The 25157-nt window shown below is 49.6% G+C and carries 19 protein-coding genes and 5 tRNA genes; 15 read left to right on the top strand and 9 right to left on the bottom strand.

Annotated elements, in window-relative coordinates; all coding sequences use genetic code 11:
- Positions 1-40 precede the first annotated feature (40 nt).
- From DU000_RS02660 to DU000_RS02650, 3 genes are read left to right on the top strand one after another with little or no spacing between them, the layout of a single operon-like run.
- Positions 41-844, top strand: a complete 804-nt coding sequence (locus tag DU000_RS02660; RefSeq protein ID WP_114401777.1) for a TatD family hydrolase — start codon at positions 41-43, stop codon at positions 842-844.
- A 28-nt stretch (positions 845-872) separates the two neighbouring features.
- Positions 873-1592, top strand: coding sequence for an ankyrin repeat domain-containing protein (locus DU000_RS02655; protein ID WP_158529609.1), 720 nt, complete (start codon positions 873-875; stop codon positions 1590-1592).
- Between the two features lie 49 nt (positions 1593-1641).
- Positions 1642-2799, top strand: coding sequence for an AI-2E family transporter (locus DU000_RS02650; RefSeq protein ID WP_114401775.1), 1158 nt, complete (start codon positions 1642-1644; stop codon positions 2797-2799).
- A 33-nt stretch (positions 2800-2832) separates the two neighbouring features.
- On the opposite strand, the gene DU000_RS02645 is transcribed toward DU000_RS02650, so the two are convergent.
- From DU000_RS02645 to dapA, 3 genes are read right to left on the bottom strand one after another with little or no spacing between them, the layout of a single operon-like run.
- Positions 2833-3642 carry an MBL fold metallo-hydrolase gene (locus DU000_RS02645; RefSeq protein ID WP_114402083.1) on the bottom strand — a complete coding sequence of 270 codons (810 nt, stop codon included), beginning with the start codon at positions 3640-3642 and terminating at the stop codon, positions 2833-2835.
- A 4-nt stretch (positions 3643-3646) separates the two neighbouring features.
- On the bottom strand, positions 3647-4753 hold the full coding sequence (gene bamC / locus DU000_RS02640) for an outer membrane protein assembly factor BamC (RefSeq protein WP_114402082.1): 1107 nt from the start codon (positions 4751-4753) through the stop codon (positions 3647-3649).
- 58 nt (positions 4754-4811) lie between these two features.
- Positions 4812-5684, bottom strand: coding sequence for a 4-hydroxy-tetrahydrodipicolinate synthase (gene dapA, locus DU000_RS02635; RefSeq protein WP_114401774.1), 873 nt, complete (start codon positions 5682-5684; stop codon positions 4812-4814).
- A gap of 278 nt (positions 5685-5962) precedes the next feature.
- Here dapA and DU000_RS02630 point away from each other — a divergent pair.
- From DU000_RS02630 to DU000_RS02600, 7 genes are all read left to right on the top strand, one after another.
- Positions 5963-6038 (top strand) — tRNA-Gly (locus DU000_RS02630).
- A gap of 80 nt (positions 6039-6118) precedes the next feature.
- Positions 6119-6192 (top strand) — tRNA-Cys (locus DU000_RS02625).
- Positions 6193-6205: 13 nt separating this feature from the next.
- Positions 6206-6294, top strand: a tRNA-Leu gene (locus DU000_RS02620).
- A 130-nt stretch (positions 6295-6424) separates the two neighbouring features.
- Positions 6425-7675 carry an aspartate kinase gene (locus DU000_RS02615; RefSeq protein WP_114401773.1) on the top strand — a complete coding sequence of 417 codons (1251 nt, stop codon included), beginning with the start codon at positions 6425-6427 and terminating at the stop codon, positions 7673-7675.
- A gap of 110 nt (positions 7676-7785) precedes the next feature.
- Positions 7786-7878 (top strand) — tRNA-Ser (locus tag DU000_RS02610).
- Between the two features lie 56 nt (positions 7879-7934).
- Positions 7935-8011: transfer RNA gene (locus DU000_RS02605), tRNA-Arg, on the top strand.
- Between the two features lie 142 nt (positions 8012-8153).
- On the top strand, positions 8154-9788 hold the full coding sequence (locus DU000_RS02600) for a methyl-accepting chemotaxis protein (protein WP_114401772.1): 1635 nt from the start codon (positions 8154-8156) through the stop codon (positions 9786-9788).
- A gap of 85 nt (positions 9789-9873) precedes the next feature.
- Here the strand turns inward: DU000_RS02600 and DU000_RS02595 are convergent, their stop codons facing one another.
- Complete coding sequence (locus DU000_RS02595) at positions 9874-13221, bottom strand: transglutaminase family protein (protein ID WP_114401771.1); 3348 nt, start codon at positions 13219-13221, stop codon at positions 9874-9876.
- A gap of 79 nt (positions 13222-13300) precedes the next feature.
- Entirely contained in the window at positions 13301-14056 is a 756-nt protein-coding gene (locus DU000_RS02590) for a proteasome-type protease (protein WP_205074001.1), read from the bottom strand.
- Positions 14057-14233: 177 nt separating this feature from the next.
- Between DU000_RS02590 and DU000_RS02585 the strand changes: the two genes are divergently transcribed.
- Positions 14234-15688: a circularly permuted type 2 ATP-grasp protein gene (locus tag DU000_RS02585; protein ID WP_192878416.1), complete on the top strand. Its 1455-nt coding sequence runs from the start codon at positions 14234-14236 to the stop codon at positions 15686-15688.
- A 50-nt stretch (positions 15689-15738) separates the two neighbouring features.
- Positions 15739-16692, top strand: coding sequence for an alpha-E domain-containing protein (locus DU000_RS02580; RefSeq protein WP_114401770.1), 954 nt, complete (start codon positions 15739-15741; stop codon positions 16690-16692).
- A 74-nt stretch (positions 16693-16766) separates the two neighbouring features.
- On the opposite strand, the gene DU000_RS02575 is transcribed toward DU000_RS02580, so the two are convergent.
- Positions 16767-17066 carry a hypothetical protein gene (locus DU000_RS02575; RefSeq protein WP_114401769.1) on the bottom strand — a complete coding sequence of 100 codons (300 nt, stop codon included), beginning with the start codon at positions 17064-17066 and terminating at the stop codon, positions 16767-16769.
- Positions 17067-17342: 276 nt separating this feature from the next.
- On the opposite strand from DU000_RS02575, the gene DU000_RS02570 reads away from it, so the two are divergent.
- Positions 17343-18722 carry an HD-GYP domain-containing protein gene (locus DU000_RS02570; RefSeq protein WP_114401768.1) on the top strand — a complete coding sequence of 460 codons (1380 nt, stop codon included), beginning with the start codon at positions 17343-17345 and terminating at the stop codon, positions 18720-18722.
- A 14-nt stretch (positions 18723-18736) separates the two neighbouring features.
- Here the strand turns inward: DU000_RS02570 and DU000_RS02565 are convergent, their stop codons facing one another.
- From DU000_RS02565 to DU000_RS02555, 3 genes are all read right to left on the bottom strand, one after another.
- The gene (locus tag DU000_RS02565; RefSeq protein WP_114402079.1) at positions 18737-20281 is read right to left on the bottom strand and encodes a SpoVR family protein; all 1545 of its coding nucleotides are present in this window, start codon (positions 20279-20281) and stop codon (positions 18737-18739) included.
- Positions 20282-20390: 109 nt separating this feature from the next.
- On the bottom strand, positions 20391-21668 hold the full coding sequence (locus DU000_RS02560; RefSeq protein ID WP_114401767.1) for a YeaH/YhbH family protein: 1278 nt from the start codon (positions 21666-21668) through the stop codon (positions 20391-20393).
- Between the two features lie 120 nt (positions 21669-21788).
- Complete coding sequence (locus DU000_RS02555) at positions 21789-23711, bottom strand: PrkA family serine protein kinase (RefSeq protein WP_114401766.1); 1923 nt, start codon at positions 23709-23711, stop codon at positions 21789-21791.
- A 171-nt stretch (positions 23712-23882) separates the two neighbouring features.
- Between DU000_RS02555 and DU000_RS02550 the strand changes: the two genes are divergently transcribed.
- Together DU000_RS02550 and DU000_RS02545 are read left to right on the top strand one after the other, a co-directional pair.
- Complete coding sequence (locus tag DU000_RS02550; protein WP_114401765.1) at positions 23883-24815, top strand: sodium-dependent bicarbonate transport family permease; 933 nt, start codon at positions 23883-23885, stop codon at positions 24813-24815.
- Positions 24816-24838: 23 nt separating this feature from the next.
- Entirely contained in the window at positions 24839-25141 is a 303-nt protein-coding gene (locus tag DU000_RS02545) for a P-II family nitrogen regulator (RefSeq protein ID WP_114401764.1), read from the top strand.
- The last annotated feature ends 16 nt before the right edge of the window (positions 25142-25157 follow it).

The raw sequence follows: 25157 nt of genomic DNA, 5'->3' as shown, positions 1-25157 counted from the left end.
GCGATTGTTTCATACGACGTTATAACTGGGTTGGCCATTTATGTTTGTTGATTCCCATTGCCATCTTGATTTTCCTCAGTTCAGTACTGAGTTACCCCAGATTTATCGCAATATGGCTGCCCATGCGGTGACGCATGCTCTTTGTATTAGCGTGAATTTGCCGGACTTTCCGCGTGTGCTTCAATTGGCTGAGAGCCAGCCTTTTTTATTTGCCTCTGTTGGGGTACACCCGGACTATGAAGAGACGCCAGAACCGTCTGTTGAAGAACTGGTTCGCTTAGCGGCGCACCCGAAAATCGTGGCAATTGGTGAAACCGGCCTAGATTACTATCGACTCAATGGCCGCACCATTGAAGAGATGGCTTGGCAGCGGCAGCGCTTCTGTACCCATATCCAAGCTGCCCGCCAAGTGAAGAAACCACTGATTATTCATACTCGCCAGGCGGCAACTGACACGCTTGAGTTGATGCGCGCCGAATCTGCCCATGAAGCGGGCGGGGTGCTGCATTGTTTCACCGAAACGGCTGACTTTGCCCGTGCGGTTCTTGATATGGGTTTTTACATTTCCTTTTCGGGAATTGTGAGCTTCAAAAATGCCGCCGATTTACGTGAAGTCGCGCGCTGGGTCCCGGCAGATCGGTTGCTCATTGAAACGGATTCGCCCTATCTCGCCCCGGTGCCGATGCGCGGCAAGGTTAATCAACCTGCCTATGTGAAACATGTGGCGACTTGCCTCGCTGAGCTGCGCCAAGTCTCAGTCGATGCGCTTGCCACGCAAACTACGGCTAATTTCTTTCGCCTTTTTCGTCATGCTCAACCCACACCCCAGTCATCATTCCAATAATCCTTCATTGAGCCACCCCAGTCATGCTATGAGCGAAGATTCATTAAGTTCTCGGCGGTCATTCAAACTGCCCTGGTTGCTTGCTTATGCTTTGATTTGCCTCAATATGTTGAGTGCGGATTACAGCCACGCAGGGGCGTATGAAGATTTCTTTCGCGCCATCAAAGAAGACCAGGTAGATACGGTGCGATCCCTGATGCGGCGTGGCATGCAGGCAGAGATGCTGGACCCGGCCCTGACGCCGGCTTTTTTTGTTGCGGCACAGCAGCGTGCTTGGGAAACCCTCAAGCTTTTTTTAGGCGATGAAAAAATTGATTGGAACTATCGCAGCCCAGCGGGCGAAACCGTATTGATGCTGGCGGCCTTGCATGGCGAATACAACCTTTGCCAGGCACTGCTAAAACGGGGCGCCAAACTCAACCAGCCAGGCTGGACCGCTCTCCATTACGCAGCCACCAGTGGACAAGACAACATTATTCGGCTGCTGCTGGATGCGGATGCCTATATTGATGCGGAATCACCCAATCAAACCACGCCACTAATGATGGCGGCACGCAGTGGCAACCGTGCAACTGTACGTCTGTTAATCGATCTCGGTGCAGATCCCAGCGTCGTCAACCAACAAGGTTATTCAGCAGCGCGCTTCGCGCACGAGTTTGGGGATATGGAATTGGCTGCCTGGCTGGGCCGTCAGGATGATAATTTTCGGGTTAAGCACGGCTTGCCGTTGCGCCCAGAGGCTCCATAAATTTTCGCCAATATATATTATGTTAAATAAATGACGGGGAGGTAAAGAAATGAGCATTAAATACGCGGGAGAACGCCCTGACCGGCGACAACAACAAGATACCCAAGTACAAGCCCAGCAACGCTCCCGCTGGCTCATTAGCCTCATTTTCAGCTTGGCGATACTCAGCGCGGGACTTTTGGTTTTACAACCATTCCTACTGGCGATCTTGTGGGCAGCCATCATTGCCACCTCGTCATGGCGGCTGCATCGTGGTATCTACAAACGCTTACAGCGACGTCGCAACCTAGCCGCTTTCTGTACTACCTGCCTGATTGGCTTTGCCTTGGTGGCGCCCCTCGTGCTGCTGATTACGTTCGCCGTGCGTGATGTGATTGCGTTGTCTGAGTATCTGATTGAAGCAGATACGTATGGAACGGCAGCACCACAATGGCTGATCAATGTACCTATGATTGGTGACTATCTGCTGCAAAAATGGCAAACCTATCTCGCACAACCTGACCAAATTTCTGGTGTGCTACGGGACTTACTGTCAGCCAAACTGAGTGTTTTACAAGGAGCAGCACAATCGATTTTGTTTGAATTAACGGGTCGTGTCGCCACACTCTTCTTTGCTTTGTGGGTGCTGTATTTTTTCTACCGTGATGGCGCCGGAATCCTCAGCCAAATCAATCGAATTGGCTATAAGTGGCTAGAGCGTCGCTGGCCCGCGTATGTCCATATCATGCCAGATGCAATCCGTGCAGCGGTCAATGGCCTGATATTGGTGGCGGTTGCTGAGGCCGTCTTATTAGCTGGCTTACTCTACTTCGCGGGCGTACCTAGCGCTGTTTTATTGGGCGCACTGATTGCGGTACTGGCATTTATACCGATGTTGGCGCCGGGCATGCTGGTCGTGATTGGCTTTCTATTATTTGCCAGTGGCGCAACTGTGGCGGCTTTTTTTGTCGTGATTGGGGGTAACTTGATCGTGCTGGCGGCAGACTATGTTGTTCGCCCTGCACTCATACAGGGCGGCACACAATTGCCATTTATCGCTATCTTGTTTGGCATATTTGGTGGGATTGTCACCATGGGAATTGTCGGCCTGATTATTGGTCCAGTTCTACTGGTCGCATTGCTGGTGTTTTTCCGCGAGGCGGGGTTGGATGAAGCAGCGGTAAGCCTGGATTTCAACACCACAACCCAAGCTGACAAATATTGGTAAGCAACCTTAAATAAATCACCCAACGTATTGATATTATTGAATTTTTATCCAATCAAAGCCCTGCTCTTGGCAAGCGATGTGTAAGCGATCTGTCAAGCCCAACGGCGCTAAAACGGGTTCTAGCGCAGCCCGTGCCAAAGCGGGCCGATTGTTCTCTTGGCTCAGATGGGCGGCAATCACGCATTGCAGACCGCTGTGTGCAATATCACGCAAAATGGCTGCCGCCGTGCAATTTGAAAGGTGCCCAAAACGCCCACCAATACGCTGCTTTAATCGCGCCGGGTAAGATGATTCATCAAGTAATGCAAGCTCATGGTTACACTCTAGCAATAATCCGTCAAGCGCCTGCAGAACCTGCGCAAGATGGGGGGCGTAGTGACCCACGTCAGTCAATAAGCCAATTTGTTTATCCTGATAACGAAAAACGTACTGAGCTGGCTCGCGGGCATCATGCGGAATGGCATAGGGGAATACCGTTAACAAGCCAATCTGTTGGGCAGCATACCCTTCGATGAATTGAAAGTTCAACGCGTCCGGTTTAGACCATCGGGTGGCAAGCCACGTGCCGCGGGTCAAGTAAATCGGCAGCCCATATTTACGTGCCAGTCGCTCTACTCCACCCACATGATCACTGTGCTCATGCGTGACCAGAATTGCCTCCAACTGGGCGGGATCTAGGCCGTGCCGGGCAATCCGAAGTTCGGCTTCCTTTAGGGTAAAACCACAATCAACCAATACCGTTGTGGTTGAGTCGGCGCGAGGCAAGGAATCGGGCTGCGATGAACCTGCAGCAATCAAAATCCCGTTCCCTGCACTCCCACTGCCCAAGCCTGCCAATCTCAGCATATTATTTCAGCTGATCTTGGAGTAATTTAAGGATCCGTTCTGCGACCGCTTGGTTATCTGGATTGACTTTGACAGGCCGCACATCAAGGCGAGTGACCTCCCCCGCCTCAGTAGTGAGCTTGATTTGAAACTGTTGCTGCTGTTGTTTATTGTCTTTAGCGACAAAGATTTTCTCAAAAAAACCACGCCGCTTTTCAAGCTCACCGGACTCATCTGGATCAACATAGCGCACAAAATAGATGCCATCAGCACGATTTCGATCTTCAACGGTAAACCCTACCCGATCAAGGGCCAACCCTGCGCGCCGCCATGCACGCTCAAACGGCTCTTTAACCAGCAGATAGGCGTTCTGATTTTGCGCGGAAGGAACGAAGTCAGCCCTAGATGGCGCGTCAGTTGGATTAGCGATGACTTTTGCCTTTGCAGTTTGCTCATCATCACCGAAACGAAGTAACAAGCGCCTGAGAAATTCAACTTCTAGCTCAGGATCGCTGTCGCGTGGCTGCCAAATCGAGCTATCTTGTTTAGAGTTGACAACCTCTTGCATACCTCGGTGTGTAATGAAGATCTCCGCCCCCTGACCATTGCGTTCGATCCGGGTACGATACTTGTCGCGTTCGCTGGTAGACCAGAGACCATCGAAGACCTTACCAATCGTGCGCCGAATAATATCTTGTGGAATTTTGGCGCGATTCTCTGCCCAATCGGTTTCCATGATCCCCAGCTCAGGTTGATCAATATTGAGTAAAAACCCGTTATCCAGCCAGAAAGCTTTGACTTCAAGCCACACTTTTTCGACGGGTTGATTGACGACCAACCAACGCTGTGTACCTGCCCGTTCAATCCGCGCCGCATTAAAAGTAGGAGCAACGTTTTTCCCATCAACTTGCGTCGGCGCGTTCTCTTTTCCTTTCACAAAGCCAGAAAAAGTCGCTGTGGCACGGTTCGGCCCTTGTGGCACGGTGAAGCGCTCTTCGGCTGGTAAACTGGTTAGGTCTGGCGGCACATCGAGTGTTTTACTCTTACCAGCAGATTTATATTGGATTTCCCCTTTTTTGCTGAGGTTGTCATAGCTTCCACATCCCATCAACAAAATTGAGATTGCCATCGACCATAGCCCAAACTTAAAGCGGGTCTGATTCAAATTAAAACGGATACCCAACAATTTATACTCCTGCTTCAACGAGTGCTTGTTTAATAACTGCCTGTCCACTCACGCTCAGCTCAACCAACGGTAAACGGATGCCTGCGGGAATTTTTCCCAAGTGGGCAAGAGCCCACTTCACCGGGATGGGATTCGCCTCGACGAATAAATGGCGATGTAGAGGCAGTAATTCATAATGCAGGCGCATTGCGGTTACTAAATCGCCGGCCAGAGCGGCTTGACAGAGTTGATGCATGCGCCGGGGAACCACGTTTGCCGTCACGGAGATATCCCCTTTGCCCCCTGCCAGCGTTAAAAAAACGGCAGTCGCATCATCCCCACTGTAAACGGCAAAGTCTTGGGGCGCTTCTTTAATCAACCACGCTCCCCGTTCTAAATTACCTGTTGCGTCTTTTATCCCAACGATGCCAGGAATTTGCGCTAAGCGGAGCACTGTTTCGTTTGACATATCCGCAACCGTACGACCTGGCACATTGTAAAGAATTAAAGGCAGGTCAACGGCTTCCGCAATCGATTTGAAATGCTGATAGAGCCCCTCTTGAGTGGGCTTGTTGTAGTAAGGAACAACAGAGAGTGAATAGTCTGCACCAACCTGCTTGGCATAGGCAGTAAGTTCTATCGCTTCCGCAGTCGAATTACCGCCGGTGCCAGCGATGATGGCAATGCGACCAGCGCTCTGCTCCACCGCGACGCGAATCAGTTCACAGTGTTCTTCAACGTTGACGGTGGGAGACTCCCCGGTGGTGCCAACAATCACCAAACCGTCGCTCTGTTCAGCGATATGCCAATCAATTAACTGACGAAATGACGACCAGTCAATCTCTCCCGTTGAGGTCATCGGTGTCACTAAGGCAACAATACTACCTTGAAGCATGGCGTACTTTCTGTTGAAAGAAGAAATCAAATTGTACCGGAATGCGCAGCCTTTGCCGCACTCTAGCAAGATACTTTCTGCACGAAGATGTTACTAAAGAGTGTGGTTCAACGCTCGCCCCGCTCGATTGGCTGACAATCGAATTGCCGTATTCGGGTAGATCTGATGGCGGGCAGAAAATGAATCGATCAAACAATTGGTTCAATCTGATTTGACAAACCCTAAAAAAGTCTTTATAGTTTCGTTCTCTGTTGTTAAGCACTACAACAACAAACTATGCGGGAGTAGCTCAGTTGGTAGAGCGCAACCTTGCCAAGGTTGAGGTCGCGAGTTCGAGACTCGTCTCCCGCTCCAAACGCAACGAAGGGAAGCCATTGCTTCCCTTTTTTAATGGAAAAGCAAACTTAGACAGATTGCGTTACCATTGTGCATATGGCGGGGTAGCAAAGTGGTTATGCAGCGGCCTGCAAAGCCGTCTACGCCGGTTCGATTCCGGCCTCCGCCTCCACTTTGACGGTGTCGCCCGGGTGGTGAAATTGGTAGACACACAGGACTTAAAATCCTGCGGGCCTAACAGCTCGTGCCGGTTCGATTCCGGCCCCGGGCACCACAATTTTTGTTTTCTGCTGCGCTGCTGCCTGTTAATCAGCGCAGCGCGCGGGGCCGGAAATAAACTAGGGTTTTGCGCAATGGTAAACCCCACATTCTTCTTGTATCCTCTAAATTTTTTTCAATAAATTATGGCTCTGATCGTACATAAATACGGCGGCACGTCGATGGGTAGCACTGAGCGCATCCGCAACGTGGCTAAACGTGTGGCGAAATGGCATCGCGCCGGTCACCAGATTGTGGTCGTTCCTTCTGCGATGTCAGGAGAAACTAACCGCTTACTAGGTCTCGCTAAGGAATTGGACAGCAATGCTAATCCGCGTGAGCTCGATATGATCGCCGCGACAGGGGAACAGGTGAGCGTAGGCTTGTTGGCCATTGCCTTGCAAGCAGAGGGCGTCAAAGCCAAAAGTTATGCTGGTTGGCAGGTTCCCATTAAAACCGATTCTGCTTTCACCAAAGCCCGGATTGAATCGATCGATGCAGAGGCGATTCGTGCTGATTTAAATGCAGATCAAGTGATTATCATCACCGGCTTTCAGGGTGTTGACCCCGATAACAACATTACCACTTTGGGTCGAGGCGGCTCTGATACGTCGGCGGTTGCGGTTGCTGCTGCGATTGATGCGGATGAGTGTCTGATTTATACAGATGTCGATGGGGTCTATACAACTGATCCCCGAGTCGAGCCTGATGCACGCCGCTTAGATCGTGTCACGTTCGAAGAAATGCTGGAAATGGCGAGCCTGGGGTCAAAAGTATTACAAATTCGTTCCGTTGAATTCGCTGGCAAATATCGCGTTCCAACTCGGGTCCTCTCTAGTTTGACAGATCCCCTTATGTCGCTTGAACAAGAAATGCAATCCGGTACTCTCATTACCTTTGAGGAAGAAAATAATATGGAAAAGGCTGTTATCTCTGGCATCGCATTTAATCGTGATGAAGCCAAAATCACGGTCCAGGGGGTTCCTGACCGTCCAGGTATCGCTTACTCAATTTTGGGCCCTGTCGCCGCCGCCAATATTGATGTTGATATGATTATTCAAAATCAATCGGTAGATGGCTTGACCGATTTTTCTTTTACGGTACACCGTAACGAATATCAAAAGGCCCTGGACGTCTTAAAAACTCAGGTTGCCCCAGCTATCCACGCAAAACAACTGTTGGGTGAAGATAAAATCGCCAAGGTATCTGTTGTCGGTATTGGTATGCGCTCGCATGTAGGCATTGCCAGCCTGATGTTTGAAACGTTATCGAAAGAAAACATCAATATTCAGATGATCTCGACCAGTGAAATCAAAATTTCTGTGGTGATCGACGATAAATATATGGAATTGGCGGTGCGGGCCCTACACAAGGCATTTGGCCTAGACGCACAATAAATTCTCAAACTGTCGCAGTATGGCAGCCCTTTCTCGATGTGATTCGATTAAGGATTGACCGTAAGCGGACAAACCGCTAAACTGCGGCCTCTTTTGCTGTAAGGCAAATTGGAGACGTGGCCGAGAGGTCGAAGGCACTCCCCTGCTAAGGGAGCATGCGGCCAAAAACTGCATCGAGGGTTCGAATCCCTCCGTCTCCGCCAGATTGCTTTCTGGTTGAAAAAAAGATCGATGTCTGTCATAATATCGTTCTTTGCATGCACCCGTAGCTCAGTTGGATAGAGTACTTGGCTACGAACCAAGGGGTCGTGGGTTCGAATCCTGCCGGGTGCGCCAAACTAAAACGCTGACTTCTCGGTCAGCGTTTTTTCTTTTCAAGCCCCCCACAACATTTACTCCGTCTCTTGCTGTGCTCAAGTTTCAGCCAGCAACTCCGATAATTGGTCAGTTAAATACGAAAAGCTGATTGGAGAGAGTTATGGCAACACTAACAGTGCGAGCACGATTAATTCTTTTTAGTTTAATCGCTCTATTGGGGGTGTTAATAAGCAGTGCTTGGATGGTGATTAGCGCCCGCCATGACAACAAAGCAGCTAAAGAAATCCAAGTCAGAAAAATCGTTGAAGCAGGAACAAGCATGGTGGCTTACTACCATGAACTAGAAAAAGCAGGGAAACTTGATACGGCGGCAGCACAATCAGCGGCCAAAGAAGCATTAAGGAAAACCACCTTTAGTGACAGCGGTTATTTTCTTATCAACAGCATGGATATGAAGCGTGTCATGCATCCGCTTAATCCACAACAAGAAGGAACTGATCTATCCCAGAAGAAAGAAAAGAATGGATCAATTGCGGCAAAGCTCTATGTCGAGGCTGTTGAAAAAGGCCAAGATAATTTTGGCATTGTTTACACCTATGCGAAAAAGGTGGGGATTCCAGGCGATGAAGAGTTCCCCAAATACAATGGTGCGAAACTCTTTAAACCATGGAATTGGATTATTGTTTCCGGGGTCTACGTTGATGATATGGAGGCAGATAATCGAGCGAAATTAGTACAGGTTTCACTATTCACACTCATTCTATTGGGAATCATTTTAAGTTTGGGTTTTACAATTAGTAATTCACTGTTGCGGGAACTCGGTGGAGAGCCAAAACAGGTCGTTGCGCTCACCAGTGCGATTGCGAACGGTGACCTTACCCAAACCGTCAATAATCCTTTACCAGGTAGCATGCTAGCCAGTGTTGCGGCCATGCAAGAAAAGTTGCGTACCCTGATTAACCAGATTCGTGCTAGTGCAATGGCCGTTAATGAGTCAACCACGACTTTGCAGCAAACGTCTACTCAACTAAACCATGCCGCCACTGAAAATGCCGACTCGGTGGAACAGATGGTGCAGTCGATTAGTGCACTAGTCGGCGATATCGATGCAATCTCTGATTTAGCCCAAAATAGCCATCGCTACTCGGCAGACGCAACGAAACAGACTCGCGCGGGAGAGCAGGCAGTACACGATGTTGCCGATGAAATGCAAAAAATTGTAGGCTCGGTGGATCAAGCCAGTGCCACGATTGCCGGATTAAGTCAGCGGGCGCAGGAAATTACCAGCGTGGCCAATGTGATTAAAGGCATTGCCAACCAGACCAATTTGTTGGCCCTTAATGCAGCAATCGAAGCCGCGCGCGCCGGTGAGCAGGGGCGAGGTTTCGCGATTGTTGCAGATGAAGTCCGCAAACTCGCTGAACGCACCGCTGATGCGACACTGGATATCACGCGACGGATTGAATCTGTACAGGAAGAGACCGCAACCGTTGTTGAGGCGATGCAGTTGGTGAGACCACAAGTAGAGCGTGGCGTTGAGCAAACCAGTAATGTGACGGGGGTTTTAGCACAGATCCGTCAGAGTACGGAAGAAACCTTAACCCAAATAGACCAAGTCGCATCTGCGACGACCAGTCAGACAACCACCAGCCAAGCTATTTCTTCACTGGTACGACAAATTTCAAACACATCGCAACATTCTGCCAGTATCACGAACGATGCCGGTCGGGTGATTGTTGATTTAAACCAGCAGGCAACCATGCTGCAAAATGCTATCAGTGCATTTAAGGTATAAGAGTCTTACTATCGCTCATTCCCCCCTCCCCCCTTACTGAGATGCAGCAAGCAGTTAGGGCAAGAAATATGCTTGCCCTAACTACTCAGCTTGCCTTCCAGCGTAAATCTAAGGTACAAGGATAGGCTGGATTAACTTCTATCGGTGGCACGGTGAGCTGACCGGGCGTGTGTCCGAAAGGCACAAAACGTGCATGCCGCCGAGCCTCAGCTTCATTGGCATTGATCGGGAAGGTATCGTAGTTACGGCCACCGGGGTGGCTCACATGATAAGCGCAGCCACCAAGAGAGTGTTCATTCCACTGATCGACCAAGTCAAACATCAGCGGCGTTTGCACCCCAATTGTGGGATGCAAGGCGGATGGGGGTGCCCAAGCTCGGTACCGAATGCCCGCCACATACTCACCTGGTCGCCCTGTGGCCATCAGCGGCACGCGCTTGCCATTACACAACACAGCATGCCGCGCATCCAGCATGCCAGTGACTTTAAGCTCAAGTCGTTCCACGGAAGAATCAACATAGCGCGCGGTTCCCCCAGCACTGATTTCTTCGCCCAGAACATGCCACGGCTCTATGGCTTGTCGCAATGCCAGGGTAACGCCATCATAACTAACAGCACCATAGCGCGGAAACCGAAACTCATAAAAGGCAGCAAACCACTCTTGCTCAAAAGCATAACCCGCGTGCTTAAGATCGGTTAAGACCTGAGCAAAATCTTGCATGATAAAGTGCGGAAGCATAAAACGATCATGCAAGCTCGTTCCCCATGGGATCAAGGGTTTTTGATAAGGCTGTTGCCAAAACCAAGCGACCAGTGCTCTGAGCAATAAGTGCTGTAATGTACTCATCTGCCAGTGCGGTGGCATTTCAAAGCCACGGAATTCCAATAAGCCTAATCGACCTGTTGCAGAGTCTGGCGAATACAACTTGTCGATGCAGAACTCTGCGCGATGTGTATTGCCCGTCAGGTCAGTGAGTAAGTGGCGAAATAAGCGATCAACCAACCAAGGCTGAGTATGCTCCTTGCCACTCTCGACTGTTCTTGCCAGTTGCTGAAAAGCGATTTCCAGCTCATACAGACGGTCATCGCGCGCCTCATCGACACGTGGCGCTTGGCTGGTCGGGCCGATAAAGGTCCCTGAAAACAGATAGGATAATGCTGGATGATTTTGCCAATAGCTGATTAAACTGCGCAGCAAATCAGGGCGCCGCAAGAGCGGCGAGTCTGCAGGCGTCGGCCCGCCGAGGGTGACATGATTACCACCACCTGTACCCGTGTGCCGACCATCCAGCATGAACTTATCGGTTCCCAGTCTCGTTTGTCGGGCCAAGTCATACAAACTTGCCGTTTGCTTGACCAAAGCCGCCCAACTTGGTGCGGGCATAATATTCACTTCAATCACACCCGGGTCAGGCGTAACCGCAAAATGGAGTAAACGGGGATCTCTGGGTGGCGCATAACCCTCGATGACAATCTGTAGATTGAGCTTGGCGACGCTGTGCTCAATCGCAGTCAGTAGTGCCACATATTCCTCTAACTGGGTGAGTGGCGGCATAAATACATGAAGATGCCCGCGCCGCACTTCGACACATAACGCCGTTTTAATCACCGTATCTTGAACCCACTCGCCCATCGCCACCGGGGGCGCACGGCGCTTACCAGGGGCAACAGCTGTGGGTAGCGCATTGCAGGCAGCAAACGGATCACGAGGATAATTGACTGGATCGTCCTCCGGGGGCTGCCATGGCAGCGCGTCCAAGGGTAGGCGTAAGCCCAAGGGCGAATCACCCGCGAGTAAATACAGCCGCTCTCGGCGCAGTGGCCAACGTGAGGTTTGCCAGATAGTTGGGCTGGAGATTTCGGGTTCAGCGGACCGGCGGCGACGTTTGGTCGTCGAGATACTCGCGGCATCGGGCTTGGCACGCAAAGGAAGCACCAAGCCTACGGGCGTTTTTAAGCCACGCTGCAAGGCTCGGGCCAAGCTTGCCCGCCCCGTTTTTTTGCTCAGGTCATGCTTCAAGGGATCTAGATTCTTGGGTAATCGACTTTCTTGAATCAAGAGTTCCGGTATATCTTCATAAGCGGTTAAGACCGCCTCCACAGGCAGTCCCAAGTGACTAAGCAACGTCTGCATAAACTGCGCTGCATCCTCTGCTGTGTGCTGGCCTGATTGTGCTGTATTGGCAAATAACTGGGGCCGATGCCACAAAGGCTGCCCGTCTGCACGCCAAAAAACATTCATTGCCCAGCGTGGCAATGGCTCACCGGGATACCATTTTCCCTGACCAGAATGCAGCAGATAACCCTGTGCATAATGTGCTGCCAAGCGCTGTGTCAATTGTGAACCCAACGCATATTTCGTCGGTGATAATGCCGTGAAATTCCATTCCGGGCCATTCATATCATCGATAGAGACGAAGGTCGGTTCCCCCCCTTGAGTCAGGCGAACATCCTGCTTTTTCAACACCTCATCAACCTGCATACCGAGCTGGTCAATGGCTTGCCACTGCTGTTCTGTAAACGGCTGCGTCACGCGCGGGTCTTCATGTAAACGGGTGACCTGCATGGCAAATGAAAAATCTACCTGAGCGATATCGCTCGCACCAATAATGGGTGCGGCGCTTTGCGGGCTGGGGGTTGCCGCGAGGGGAATGTGTCCCTCCCCTGCCAATAAACCGGAAGTGGGATCAAGCCCCACCCAACCAGCACCAGGAATATAGACCTCACACCAGGCATGCAGATCCGTAAAATCTTTTTCTGGACCGCTTGGCCCCTCGATCGGTGTCACATCGGCTTTCAGTTGAATCAAATAGCCAGACACAAAGCGTGCAGCGAGACCCAAATGGCGCAAAATATGGACAAGTAGCCATGCGCTATCGCGACAAGAACCACAAGCTAGACCAAGCGTTTGCTCGGGTGTTTGCACGCCTGGCTCTAAGCGAACTAGATAGCGAATATCTCGATACAGGGTGGCATTCAAATTGACCAACATATCGACAATGGCAGGCCGTTTTTCTAGCTGTGCTTGCTTAAATTTGCTTAGCCAAGCTTGTAAGCGCCGACCGGGCTTGCCGATTTCCAGATAAGGGGCCAGTTCTTTCGCCAGAAGCTGGGGGTAGCGAAACGGATAATGCTCCGCATAACTTTCAATAAAAAAGTCAAATGGATTGATGACAGTCATATCTGCCACCAAATTGACCGTAAAGGACAAGGATTGAGTCCGCTCGGTAAAAACAAATCGTCCAACCCAGTTGCTAAAGGGATCTTGTTGCCAATTAATGAAATGTTGATCGGGCGTCACCGCAAGGCTGTAGCTCAATAGTGGCGTACGCGCATGCGGTGCGGGCCGCAATCTGACCTCATGTGGCGAGAGTGTGACCAAACGATCGTATTGATAATGGGTAGTATGCGTCAGCGCGACACGAATAGTCATAATTGAGCCAAGCGAGGTTGATATTGAATGATATTTTAAATAATTGTGCGGCTGAGTGGTCTGGCGCTATTTCAATTAATCAAACCCAGGTTGGATCTGGCAACCGGCGAAAAACCTCACGTAGTCCATCACCCCAGGTATTGTGGATCATCTGGAAGTATTCGTCGTTATCTTCGATCCGTTTCTGTAATTTGATGGCATAGCTATCAGTTTCATACATCAACAGATCAATCGGCATCCCGACTGAGAGATTACTGCGCATCGTCGAATCAAAAGAGACCAAGGTACATTTGGCCGCATCGACAAGCGGCGTATGTCTCTTAACGACCCGATCTAAAATCGGTTTGCCATATTTGATTTCGCCAATTTGGAAATACGGGGTATCGCCTGTTGCCTCAATAAAATTGCCTTCTGAATAAACGAGAAACAGACGTGGCCGTTCCCCTTGAATTTGCCCCCCCACAATAAATGAGGCACTGGCATCAATATTGCCTGCTGCAAAAGCAGGCCCATCACGGCGCCGCACATCACGGAGTGATTCCCCTAATATGGTGGCAATGTCAAACATGGAAATCGCATTAAACAGCGTAGGAACTAAGGCGTTTCGCTCGCGCAGTTCTAAAATACTCAGCGCATTTTGCGTTACCGAGAGATTACCCGCCGACATCACCACAATGGTGCGATCCCCATCTTGGTGATAAACCTTCATTTTTGAGAAACGGGCGATGTTATCAACCCCCGCATTGGTGCGGGAGTCTGAGGCGAAAATCATACCGGCATCTAACAACATTCCAACGCAATAAGTCATGCCAAAACCCTCGAAGATGATTGTCATTCCTGTTAACAATACTGCCAAAATGAAAAAAATAGCAAGCAACCTAGTCATTAGTGGTAAATATGCTGCTTGATGATCCATGGCCCTTGCCTAGTCTGACTAACAACGCAAAAATGAAGGAAGGCGAGTAGCAGAAAATTGTGCTAACTCTAAAAACAAGCTGTGACCGAGGCCTCTATGAATCCAATTTATGACGAAATGTACCAAGCCTACGCCTTGGTAACAGGGAAATCTGCCGCCACAAAAGAAATGACGGGTACCACGCGGGAACATTACCAAGCCTACCATGCGTGGCTGGGGCAGCAGGGGCAAGCTAAGCTTGATGCCAAACGGGCTGAGGCCGATTCAATTTTCCACCGCGTGGGCATTACCTTCGCCGTTTATGGCGACGAAGCAGGTAAAGAGCGGCTGATCCCCTTCGATATCGTCCCCAGAATTATTCCCACAACAGAGTGGCGGCAATTAGAGGCGGGCCTTCGGCAGCGCGTCAAGGCGCTGAATCTCTTTGTTCACGATGTCTATCACGAACAGAAAATACTCCGCGCAGGTGTCATCCCAAAAGAACAGGTTTTACGTAACGCTCAATATCGCCCTGAGATGCAAAACATTGATGTCGCTGGCGATATTTATTCGCACATCAGTGGTGTCGATATTGTCCGTGCAGGAGCGGGCGAGTTCTACGTCCTTGAAGATAATCTGCGCGTTCCCTCTGGGGTGTCGTATATGCTGCAAAATCGCAAGATGATGATGCGCCTCTTCCCTGAGCTATTTGGTAAAAATAAAATTGCCCCTGTCGCGCACTACCCTGACATGCTTCTGGAAAATTTACGCGGGGTTTCACCGCGGGGGATTGATAACCCAACCGTTGTGGTGCTCACCCCTGGCCAGTACAACAGCGCTTATTACGAACACTCTTTTCTGGCCCAACAAATGGGGGTGGAACTGGTTGAAGGCCAGGACATGTTCGTTCAAGATGACATGGTTTACATGCGGACAACCCAAGGACCACAGCGGGTCGATGTCATTTATCGCCGCATCGATGACGATTTTCTAGACCCCAAATATTTCCGCCGAGATTCTATACTCGGCGTGCCGGGCCTCTTAGATGCCTACCGTGCGGGGAACGTAACCCTGGCCAATGCAATTGGAACCGGGATTGCAGATGACAAATCGATTTACCCCTATGTCCCCGACATGATTGAGTTTTATCTGGGCGAAAAACCCCTGCTCAATAATGTCCCAACTTACCAATGTCGCAAGCCTGATGATCTGGCTTACGTACTCGCCCATCTAGCCGAATTGGTGGTCAAAGAAGTGCATGGAGCCGGGGGATACGGCATGTTGGTAGGGCCAAGCGCCAGCAAAGCGGAATTGGCGACGTTTCGCGAGCTCCTAACCAAACACCCCGACAATTACATCGCCCAACCCACCCTAGCGCTGTCAACTTGCCCGACCTTTGTCGAACAAGGTATTGCGCCACGGCATATCGATTTACGCCCCTACGTGCTGTCTGGCAAAGAAATTACTATGGTGCCAGGGGGGTTATGTCGTGTGGCGCTGCGTGAAGGCTCGCTCGTGGTGAACTCCTCACAAGGCGGCGGCACCAAAGATACTTGGGTGTTAGAAGCTTAATCATTCATGAGCACCGTTTTAGACAGACTACATTAACGATTGGAGCAAGCATGCTAAGCCGCACTGCTGATCATTTATTCTGGGGCGCCCGTTATATGGAACGGGCGGAAAATAGTGCCCGTATCTTAGATGTAACCTATCAAACCACCCTGCTCCCGCAATCGACTGAAAGTGCCGAACATAACTTAGCCGCATTGCTCAAGCTGTCGGAACTCGAAACGGCGTTTGCAGCGCGCTATAGTCAGCTCACGATTGATAACATTCTAGAGTTCATGATCTGGGATAAGACCAACCCTGCCAGTATCTATAGCTGCATGCGAGCAGCGCGTGAAAATGCCCATGCGGTGAGAGGCTCGGTGACTACCGAAGTCTGGGAAACACAAAACAGCATGTGGCTAGAGCTACAGGATTATGCGAACAATCGTAAAGCCTATCTTGATCCCACCATGATTCTTGAGTGGGTCAAGTACCGTTCGCACCTTTCCCGTGGGGTAGTGATTGGGACCATGCTCAAAGATGACGCCTGGTGTTTTACCCGCCTGGGGACGTTCCTAGAACGGGCTGATAACACTGCGCGTATCTTGGATGTTAAATATTTGGCGGAGGAAGGCAAACGAAAAAATGATGCCCATCACGAGTTTTATCACTGGAACGCCCTACTGCGCTCAGTATCTGCCTTTGAAATATACCGAAAAGTCTATCGGGACGTCATTACCCCAGAACGGGTTGCTGAATTACTGATACTACGCCCTGATATGCCCCGTTCATTGGTTGCCTGCTTACAGGAAATCATTACCATTCTTGGTCTAATCCATAACCAACAATCACAAGAAACTGAGCGTCGCGCTGGCTTCTTGCATGCGGAACTCAAGTACGCGCGAATCAGTGATATTTTAGACACAGGACTACACGCCTATCTGACTCGTTTCTTAGACAAAATCAATGACCTGGGGTCTCGCATCAGTCATGATTTTTTAGCGCCGACGTTAGAAAAAGCAGCTTGAATTTTTATTACTCTATAAACAAAAAACCCGGCATCGCCGGGTTTTTTGTTCGTGCTGGATGTGATGCTCGATACTTAAGATAGAGAGTCTTCTTGTGTTTTTGATTGAACCACACCATGGAAGATGGACGAGGCTACCGCAATGCCGACAGCCCATGATGCAGCAAATGCCCCTTTGACTACGGGTGCGCCCCAGTCATGCAAGGCTTCTACACCAGGAACCTTAAAGTGCCCTGGGAAGACAAACAATACACAGAATATTCCTACCACTGAACTAAACAACCAGCCAGACATTGCCTGCCGATCGCTCACATAATAAGCTAATGCGTATGCAAAAAAGCCTAATAACAAAGATAACAGTGAATAAGTTGTCATAGCTTCCTCCTTGTGCAAAGTTACACCTGTATAACGGTTACAAGACAGGGGACTTAATAGCCAATTCGCTAATCTTGATGTAAGAAAAACTGTTAAATAGATAAGACGATCAGGCTAAAAATTTCATGGTTAATGCTTAAATTTACTCAAGTTTGGCCTTGCTATGTCGTAGTTAATATTCCAGGCAGTCATCAACAATCCACTAATAACAAGCAGTTTTTGATGAAATTGGGTAGCCGGAGACACATGGTTAGTTAGGCATTTCTCGGAGGCCCCGTGAGTACTTCTTTTGCCGATTTATTGTCCAAACAGCAAGTTGCGATGCACCCAGGTTTGAACTTGGAAATGGAACTCGCAACCGGGAAAACCCACTATACCCAGCGCCTGAGTGATGCTAGCCAGCATACCGAGGTGATTGCTCAAGAAGATATTTATTCCGATCGCGGCTTGAAATTAATTAGTGCAGGCTCACGGTTAACACCGGAATTACGCGAGCGTCTGCTGTTACACAAGCTCCACAAGCCGCTTGAAAAAACAGTTCAGATTGGTACGCCGGCTGTCGTCGATCGGCTAATCAGCGCGGCAGAGCAAATTTTAGCCGAACGTACTGAGTTATTACCGTTAATAGGTTGGCGTCATGGCTCGGTCACCAGTATTGACCTGATTAGTCAAATACGCCCCAATCGGCATACACTCTCTGCCCTGGCGCTGATAGAACAAAGCGCCGGTTTTGGCTTGTTGCATAGCGCCCTTGTTACCCTGATCGCACTTGGCATCGGTAAAAAACTGAATCTAAGTTTTAATGAGATGCAGCAGCTATGCCAGGCTGCTGTGTTTCACGATTTGGGCCAGTTATATGTCAATCCAACGCTATTTCATGGGGGCAAAAAGCTAGCCCCTGCTCAATTTAGGCATATTGCCGTACATCCGCTGGTGGGCTCGCAAATTATGCAAAATGTACTCGGTTTGCCTGAACCCATTTGCCGTGCCGTGCGCGAAAGTCATGAGCGAATTGATGGCTCGGGGTATCCCCAGAGGCTCACAGAACCCCATATCTCTAAATTAGGAAAAATACTTAGCTTCGCGGAGCAAATTTCTGGCGTCGCGGCAAAGACACAAGGTAGTTTGTCACGATTGATCATTGCCGCCAAAGTCATTCCCTATGAACATTCACGCGATGTCCTTAGCGCATTTATTCAGCCTCTAGCAGACAATAATGCGCAACCCATTCAAGTGACCCACAGTATTTCAGACCATTTGCATGGTTTTTTTGTTCGCATCGCCAATACCCTAACAGTGCTCGCTCATCTCGAAAACCGGCATGGCCTCACGCCTGAGTATAGCTTTATACTCGATAAGTCAAAAAGTCGGTTTGATACCGTGCAAAAAGCCTTTTCTAGTACAGGCTTGGACATGGCAGCTAACAACCAAAATTGGCTGACCGATATGGAAAATTCTTTACATGGCATTGAAGCGCAAGTTGCGCTTGATGAACTATTGTGGCGCTTGTCTGAATTAGCGCGAGATGTTCATCTGCGTTGCGACGGGTTGAGTGACAATCAAATGCAACTCTTTGAACCCCTCATTGGCGCCTTGGATGGCACCATGACGCATAGCTTGGAAGTTGGCCTAAATCAAGAGATTGATCTATTTTGATCGCAGCATGCAGGTTAATGACGTTTTTCTACCCGCGCTGCAAACGTGGCGTTAACACGGCCCTGGTCGTCAATACTCTCCAACTCGACATCAAATTTCCATAAGCGGGCGACTTGCTTCAAGACGTCAGCCGTATGATTATTCAAGGGCCGATTGCGATGTTTGTAGTGCCGCAACGTCAAGGTCCGGTCGCCACGCAAATTCACGTTATAGACCTGAATATTTGGCTCACGATTTCCAATATTGTATTGAGCAGCGAGCGTTTCACGCAAATCCCGATAGCCTGCTTCGTCATGAATCGCTGAGATATATAAACGCTCATTTTCCTCATGATCCAGCACCGAGAAAAGCCGTAAATCACGCATCAGTTTAGGGGAAAGATACTGCGCAATAAAGCTTTCATCCTTAAAGTTACGCATCGCATAATCAAGTGTGGTTAACCAGTCTTTGCCGGCGATATCAGGAAACCACTGTCGATCTTCCGCTGTCGGCTGTTCGCAAATACGCCGAATATCTTGAAACATCGCAAACCCCAAGGCGTAGGGGTTGATGCCACGATACCATTTGGCTTTTACTGGCGGCTGATAAATCACGCTCGTATGGGAGTGGAGCACTTCCAGCATAAACCCATCGCTTAATTTTCCTTCTGCATACAATGTCTGTAATAGGGTGTAGTGCCAAAAGGTGGCCCACCCTTCGTTCATCACCTGAGTCTGGCGCTGCGGGTAAAAATATTGGCTAATTTTGCGAACAATCCGCACAATTTCGCGTTCCCACGGCTCAAGCAACGGGGCGTGCTTCTCAATGAAATACAGGATGTTTTCTTGAGGCTCTGGCGGGAAAAGCACGGCAGTTTCGGTTGGCACTTTTTCTGTCACGGGCGGTAAGGTGCGCCATAGATCATTCACTTGTGATTGTTGGTAGGCTTCCCGCTCTTTCTGGCGGGCTTGTTCTTGGGCCAGCGAGAGCCGTTTGGGGCGCTTGTAGCGATCCACCCCATAATTCATCAAGGCATGGCATGCATCTAAAATTTCTTCTACCGCATCCAAGCTATACCGCTCTTCACATTCCTTAATATACGTTCTCGCATAGGCCAGATAGTCAATGATTGAACCCGCATCAGTCCAGGTCTGAAATAAATAATTGCCTTTGAAGAAAGAGTTATGTCCAAACGCCGCATGGGCAATCACCAAGGCTTGCATAGGCAGTGTATTTTCTTCCATCAAATAAGAAATACACGGGTCTGAGTTAATCACAATCTCATAGGCGAGGCCCATTTGGCCACGGCGATAGGCTTGCTCAGTAGCGATAAATTGTTTGCCGAATGACCAGTGATGGTAATAAATCGGCATGCCAACGGCCGCATAAGCATCCATCATCTGCTCAGCGGTAATTATTTCCAATTGATTGCGATAGGTATCGAGTTTGTAAGCAGCAGCGACACGCGCAATTTCATCGTAATAACGCTCGATCAAACCAAATGACCACTCAGAGGGTGACGGCAGCGGCGTCTGGGTTGTCGGACTCGCCCCACCCTGGCCTGCTGGGGGTTCTGGCATGCTGGTTTTCACTAAAATACCCGACTCAGGCAGCGTAGGATCAAAAGAATCATCTGTCATGGCAACCCTCCCTCGCTATCTCTCTCACCGTGGCGTCCTTTATGCGCAACTAGAACAAGGCCTGTTGCGTTTGCTTTTTGAAAAGCTCACGAAAAACAGGAAAAATATCCGCTCGCTGAGTGATGCGCTGCATTGAAAAATAACGCTGCGTCTCTTTCAATTTTTCATATTCAAACCATAAATTTTGAGGCTCGCCATCGGTAATCTCAATATAAGCAAAGTACTGTACCAGCGGCATGATTTGCTCATGAATCAACTGACCGCAGAGTGGCGAATCACCGCTCCAATTATCGCCATCGGAGGCTTGTGCCGCATAAATGTTCCATTCATCGGGCGCATAACGTTTCGCCATGATCTCGACCATCAGCTTCAGTCCCGAGGAAACAACCGTCCCCCCAGATTCGCGTGAATAGAAAAAGTCCTGCTCACTCACCTCCTGCGCTTGGGTGTGATGCCGAATGAAAACCACCTCAATTTCTTCATAAGCACGCTGTAAAAACAAATAGAGCAAAATAAAAAAGCGTTTTGCCATATCTTTTTTATCTTCATCCATCGAACCAGAGACATCCATTAAACAAAACATCACCGCTTTATTATTCGGCTTCGGCTGTTTCACCCGATGGCTGTAGCGCAGGTCCAAAGGGTCCAAATAGGGAATCCCCAGAATACGCCCCCGCAAGACATGGATTCTTGCCTCAAGGTCTGCAATTTCTTGAGCATGATCGGCGGGATCTTCTTTCAGTATTTGTAATTCTTGCTCCAAGGCTTTTAATTTTGCGGCGAGCGGTGTGGCGAGCGCCAGCCGCCTACCAATTGCACCTTTCATGGAACGCACTACATTAATATTCGTGGGCGAACCATCATTAGTAAAACCAGCGCGAACTAATTTAGTTTCTTTACTCTGCGACAAATGGGTTTTGACCAGATTCGGCAAGGCCAAATCATCAAAGATATAGTTCAGATATTCGTCGCGAGAGAGCGTAAACGCGAATTCATCTTGCCCTTCCCCATCCTCGCTTGCTTCACCGCCCCCTTTGCCCTGACCGCCTCCCTGGGGGCGTTCAATTTGATCACCGGTCACATAGTCCTCATTACCGGGGTGTACCGTTTCCCATTCGCCCCCTTGGCCATGCCCAAAATTAGGTTCACGAATATCTTTAACTGGGATAGAGACGCCCTCACCACTGGTGACATCTGTAATCGAGCGTCCTTTGATCGAACGATTGACAGCCTCTTTGATTTGAGTGCGATAGCGGCGCAAAAAGCGCTCTCGGTTAATCGCGCTTTTATTTTTACCATTCAAGCGACGGTCGATTACTTGGAACATGGCAGTCCTAATCTCGCTAAAAATGCAGCTATCGGCACACAATACGCAGAAGGTTTACTGCGCTAAGCGCCCGCTTTTTCTCCGCCGAGTGCAGTGTCCATCACCTATTCACACCCTTCTCTAATGCGCTTTACGCACTCGCAAATACCATTCGCAGAGTAACCGCACCTGTTTAGCGGTGTAGCCTTTCTGCACCATCCGATTAACGAAATCATCATGCTTTTTCTGATCGTCTGCACTGGCCTTGGCATTAAATGAAATCACAGGTAGTAACTCCTCGGTATTGGAGAACATTTTTTTCTCAATTACCATGCGCAGTTTTTCATAACTGGCCCAGTGCGGGTTATTGCCGCCATTATTCGCGCGTGCTCGCAACACAAAATTCACCACTTCGTGCCGGTAATCTTTCGGGTTGCTAATCCCGGCAGGCTTCTCAATTTTTTCCAATTCATTGTTCAGCGCCCCCCGATCAAACGCCTCGCCCGTGTCAGGGTCACGAAACTCCTGGTCTTGAATCCAGTAATCAGCAAAGGTGACATAACGATCAAAGATATTTTGCCCATATTCGGAATAAGACTCCAAATAAGCGGTCTGAATCTCTTTACCGATAAACTCAACATACTTGGCAGCCAAATACTCTTTCACATAGGCGAGATACTTTTGTTCGGTTTCTGCGGGGTATTGTTCACGCTCAATGCTCTGTTCCAGCACATAAAGCAAATGCACCGGATTGGCGGCCACTTCAGACATATCAAAGTTAAACACCTTCGACAGCACTTTATATGCCCAGCGTGTTGAGGTACCACTCATCCCCTCATCCACACCAGCGTAATCCCGATATTCTTGAATAGACTTGGCTTTCGGGTCCGTATCTTTTAAGTTTTCACCGTCATACACCTGCATTTTGCTGAAAATGCTCGAGTTTTCAGGGTCTTTAATACGGCTCAAAACTGAAAACTGCGCCATCATTTTCAGTGTACCGGGCGCACAGGGTGCCTCTTTCAAGGAAGAGCCACGTAAGAGCTTTTCATAAATTTTGACTTCTTCGGTCACCCGCAAACAATACGGCACCTTCACAATATAAATACGGTCTAGAAAGGCCTCATTATTCTTATTGTTCTTAAACAGTTTCCATTCCGACTCATTAGAGTGCGCCAGAACAATCCCATCGAACGGAATCGCCCCGAAACCCTCGGTTCCTTTGAAATTATTTTCCTGGGTTGCGGTGAGCAGTGGATGCAACACCTTAATCGGGGCCTTGAACATCTCCACAAATTCCAGCAAACCCTGATTCGCCAAACACAGCCCCCCAGAAAAGCTGTAGGCATCGGGGTCATTTTGCGAATATTGTTCGAGCTTGCGAATATCCACTTTCCCCACCAAGGAAGAAATATCTTGATTGTTTTCATCACCCGGCTCGGTTTTTGCAATACCAATTTGGTTTAAGACTGAGGGATAACGCTTCACCACCCGAAATTGCCGAATATCGCCATTAAACTCATGCAAGCGCTTCACCGCCCAGGGCGATAACACTTTATTCAAATAACGGCGCGGAATGCCATATTGCTCCTCCAGAATCGCGCCATCTTCATCACTACTAAACAACCCCAAAGGCGACTCATTAACCGGAGAGCCTTTAATGGCATAAAACGGAATCCGCTCCATCAACTGTTTCAGTCTTTCCGCAATCGACGATTTCCCGCCTCCCACCGGGCCCAGCAAATACAGCACTTGCTTACGCTCTTCCAAGCCCTGCGCCGCATGGCGGAAATAAGACACCACCTGCTCAATGACTTCCTCCAGCCCATAAAACTCGCGGAAGGCAGGATAAATTTTCACCACTTTGTTCTGAAAAATACGCGACAGGCGAGGGTCATGCCGGGTGTCGAGTAACTCTGGCTCGCCAATCGCCTGTAGCATGCGCTCTGCGGCGGTCGCATAGGTCAATGGCTCGCGTTGGCAGAGCGCCAGATATTCCTCGAGCGAAAGCTCTTCTTCACGGGTGCGATCATAACGTTCGGCAAATTTACTGAAAATATCCATCTCGCCTCCTACCTATTCGGTTAATCCAGCTAATGAGCATCCCTTTGCGATCAAGGGACATTAAGATCACCTGTACTCACATTCAGTCTACGTCGTAAAATGCCATAACTAAAGGTAGTGATACCTCAAATACCGTAACAAAATCCCCTCTAAACTCCCGTTAGGTAATTTATGGACCCGGTTGTCCTCTTTTTTTTACTCGGTATCGCTGCGCGATTACTCAAATCTGATTTGCGCTTACCCGAAGCACTCTACGAAACCCTCTCGATTTTTCTGCTGCTGGCGATCGGGATCAAAGGCGGTGTGGAGCTTGCCAAACAGCCATTGGCCGCCCTTGCTCCACAAGCTATCAGCGTCATTCTCATGGGCGCACTCATTCCCTTTTTACTGTTCCCGATTCTCAGCTGGCTCGGTAAACTCAGCCGTCCTGATGCGGCCTCTATTGCGGCGCACTATGGTTCGGTGAGTGTCGTCACGTTTGCGGTTGCCAGTGCCTATCTGCTCAAGCAAGGGGTTGCGGTAGAGCCCTACATGCCACTGTTTGTGGCCTTGCTTGAAGCCCCCGGCATCATCGCCGGGATTTTGCTGGCACGCAGTGCTAACCTGAGCAGTATTCGTTGGGGCGAACTGGCTCATGAAGTATTTTGTGGAAAAAGTGTGTTGCTCTTGGTGGGCGGCATACTGATTGGTGCATGCGCAGGCCCCGACGGCATTAAACCAATAGCGCCGCTCTTTCTCGATCTGTTTAAAGGAGTGCTTGCCCTTTTCTTGCTGGAAATGGGGCTGGTGGCGGGCGGGCGATTGCCCGATTTACGCCAGGCCGGGGTATTTCTTGTCGCCTTTGGGTTAATCACCCCAAGCCTGCTCGCCATGTTGGGCATGGGGGTTGGTTACGCGATTGGGCTTACCCCTGGCGGCGCTACCCTGCTCGCCTGTATGGCTGCTAGCGCCTCTTATATTGCCGCCCCAACGGCAATGCGGATCGCCGTGCCAGAAGCCAACCCCGCCCTTTCGATTGGGGTTGCATTAGGCATTACCTTCCCCTTTAACATTACTGTGGGGATTCCCCTCTACCACCGCTTGGCACAAACACTATTCAACTAAATTGCCCCACTCTGGAGACACCCATGCCTACCCATGCTCGCCAATTACTGGTCATCATTACCGAGGCCGCACTAGAAAAAAACTTGATCAAAGCCGCCCGCCAACATGGGGCGCAAGGCTACACCATTTACGATGTGCGCGGTGGCGGCCAGCACGGCACCCGTGAAGATAGCTGGGAGGCCGACCGCTCGATTGAAATGAAAGTAATCTGCACCCAAGAGGTCGCGCAGCAATTGAGCCAATACATTCTCACCACCTACTGCCCCCACTACTCAGTGTCGATGTTTATTGCCGAAGTGAGTGTGCTGCGCCCAGAAAAATACTGACTATTTGTCATGCAAG

Origin of the sequence: Parvibium lacunae (genome assembly GCF_003335215.1) — a bacterium.
Taxonomy (GTDB): Bacteria; Pseudomonadota; Gammaproteobacteria; order Burkholderiales; family Burkholderiaceae_D; genus Parvibium; species Parvibium lacunae.
Note: the sequence above shows the minus strand (reverse complement) of the source record. Positions and strands in the feature narration are given on the sequence as shown.

Coding starts and splice junctions, on each gene's coding strand:
- DU000_RS02550 (WP_114401765.1), top strand. CDS start 23,883: ATGGACCCGGTTGTCCTCTTTTTTTTACTCGGTATCGCTGCGCGATTA.
- DU000_RS02590 (WP_205074001.1), bottom strand. CDS start 14,056: ATGACAATCATCTTCGAGGGTTTTGGCATGACTTATTGCGTTGGAATG.
- DU000_RS02580 (WP_114401770.1), top strand. CDS start 15,739: ATGCTAAGCCGCACTGCTGATCATTTATTCTGGGGCGCCCGTTATATG.
- DU000_RS02660 (WP_114401777.1), top strand. CDS start 41: ATGTTTGTTGATTCCCATTGCCATCTTGATTTTCCTCAGTTCAGTACT.
- dapA (WP_114401774.1), bottom strand. CDS start 5,684: ATGCTTCAAGGTAGTATTGTTGCCTTAGTGACACCGATGACCTCAACG.
- DU000_RS02595 (WP_114401771.1), bottom strand. CDS start 13,221: ATGACTATTCGTGTCGCGCTGACGCATACTACCCATTATCAATACGAT.
- DU000_RS02615 (WP_114401773.1), top strand. CDS start 6,425: ATGGCTCTGATCGTACATAAATACGGCGGCACGTCGATGGGTAGCACT.
- bamC (WP_114402082.1), bottom strand. CDS start 4,753: ATGGCAATCTCAATTTTGTTGATGGGATGTGGAAGCTATGACAACCTC.
- DU000_RS02545 (WP_114401764.1), top strand. CDS start 24,839: ATGCCTACCCATGCTCGCCAATTACTGGTCATCATTACCGAGGCCGCA.
- DU000_RS02650 (WP_114401775.1), top strand. CDS start 1,642: ATGAGCATTAAATACGCGGGAGAACGCCCTGACCGGCGACAACAACAA.
- DU000_RS02560 (WP_114401767.1), bottom strand. CDS start 21,668: ATGTTCCAAGTAATCGACCGTCGCTTGAATGGTAAAAATAAAAGCGCG.
- DU000_RS02555 (WP_114401766.1), bottom strand. CDS start 23,711: ATGGATATTTTCAGTAAATTTGCCGAACGTTATGATCGCACCCGTGAA.
- DU000_RS02575 (WP_114401769.1), bottom strand. CDS start 17,066: ATGACAACTTATTCACTGTTATCTTTGTTATTAGGCTTTTTTGCATAC.
- DU000_RS02600 (WP_114401772.1), top strand. CDS start 8,154: ATGGCAACACTAACAGTGCGAGCACGATTAATTCTTTTTAGTTTAATC.
- DU000_RS02585 (WP_192878416.1), top strand. CDS start 14,234: ATGAATCCAATTTATGACGAAATGTACCAAGCCTACGCCTTGGTAACA.
- DU000_RS02655 (WP_158529609.1), top strand. CDS start 873: ATGAGCGAAGATTCATTAAGTTCTCGGCGGTCATTCAAACTGCCCTGG.
- DU000_RS02565 (WP_114402079.1), bottom strand. CDS start 20,281: ATGCCAGAACCCCCAGCAGGCCAGGGTGGGGCGAGTCCGACAACCCAG.